The organism is Bacillus sp. 05T31 (assembly GCF_056396725.1).
In genome coordinates this window covers 1-1,233 of sequence record NZ_JBFTMA010000963.1, presented here as the reverse complement: position 1 = coordinate 1,233, position 1,233 = coordinate 1, and the positions used below count along the sequence as shown (strand labels likewise).

Below are 1,233 nucleotides of genomic sequence, written 5' to 3'. Positions count from 1 at the left end.
AAACAGAGGTGATCTAGTTTACATTATGATTTTATATCATTTGTTAAAAAGAGATTTACATGTAAGGTTTAGAGATTCCATCAAGATAATGGCTTTTTTATTCTTAATTTACGCTATGATTGTATTTACTTTTTTATACAATCAGTCTCTTATTAATGGTAAAGAACCTGTATTAGTAGATGTTACCTTTTATCGATTTTTTCATGGAGTAGACTTTGTTGATTTATCTCACTTTTATAAGGAGGGGCGATTTTCTATCCCTTTTTATTGGTTTTTTTTTCAAATCACTCCTTTGTTGCTTGTAGGGAATTTTGCTTTTTCAGATATTCAACAGAATGGTGTTTATTTATTTCCTCGTGTTAAGAAGAAGCATTTTCTTTGGTTAACGAAAATACTATCTTTGTTCTTTTATATAATTAGTATTTGGATTGTTATGTATTTTCTTTGGTTTACTGTTTACTATTTGCTTTCTTTTGGCGAGTATTCTTTTTTAAATTTATATAGTCAATTTTCTTATAAAATATTAGGTACTATGCTAATTCAAATAATCATAAGCTTTTTATTAGCTTTAATTTTTGAGTTTTTAACGTTTTATATACCAATAACTATTGTTTTTGTACTGATGTTGATGTACCTATTTATGTCTATTTTCTTTCATAGTATTTGTTTTTTAGGCTCTTTTGTTATGCCAAATCGCTGGTATTTTGTTGATCACAGTTCAATTCAATTGACTTTAGGTAATAATCAATCTATTCAATGTAATGATTTACTTTTAATAGGAGTAGTAATTGTTGTTGTAATGATTTTATTAGGTAGTTTTTGTTTTAAAAAACTAGATGTGATAGGTGAATAATTTATGGACAATTATATTAAATGTGAATGTATGATGAAAAAATTAAAAGGAAATATTGTGTTAGATAATATTAGTTTATCGATAAAAAAAGGCGAGTTTTTAGTTTTGAAGGGGCATAATGGCTCTGGTAAAACGATGATTTTACGAGCTATATCAGGGTTAATGCGTTTGAATTCTGGATTTGTTTATATAGATAATAAAATGATCGGAAAACAAAAGCAATTTCCTGATTCTATGGGAATATTGATTGAATATCCAAGTTTTATTCCAGGGTATACTGGTTTTCAGAACTTGAAATTTTTAGCATCGATTAACAATAAAATTTCTGATGAGGAAATTTATAATATTATTCAAAGGGTTGGACTTGATAAAGCAGATAA

2 protein-coding genes are annotated in these 1,233 nt (G+C 26.5%); both read left to right on the top strand.

All coding sequences use genetic code 11. The annotated features are described in order from the left end of the window. Nucleotides 1-88 precede the first annotated feature (88 nt). Nucleotides 89-853 (top strand): hypothetical protein, encoded by a 765-nt coding sequence (locus AC1DJR_RS30340; protein ID WP_215577157.1) that lies wholly within the window; start codon nucleotides 89-91, stop codon nucleotides 851-853. 3 nt (nucleotides 854-856) lie between these two features. Beyond that, the coding region (locus AC1DJR_RS30335; protein WP_477004294.1) for an ATP-binding cassette domain-containing protein at nucleotides 857-1,233 on the top strand (377 nt) is incomplete at its 3' end.

Coding starts and splice junctions, on each gene's coding strand:
- AC1DJR_RS30340 (WP_215577157.1), top strand. CDS start 89: ATGGCTTTTTTATTCTTAATTTACGCTATGATTGTATTTACTTTTTTA.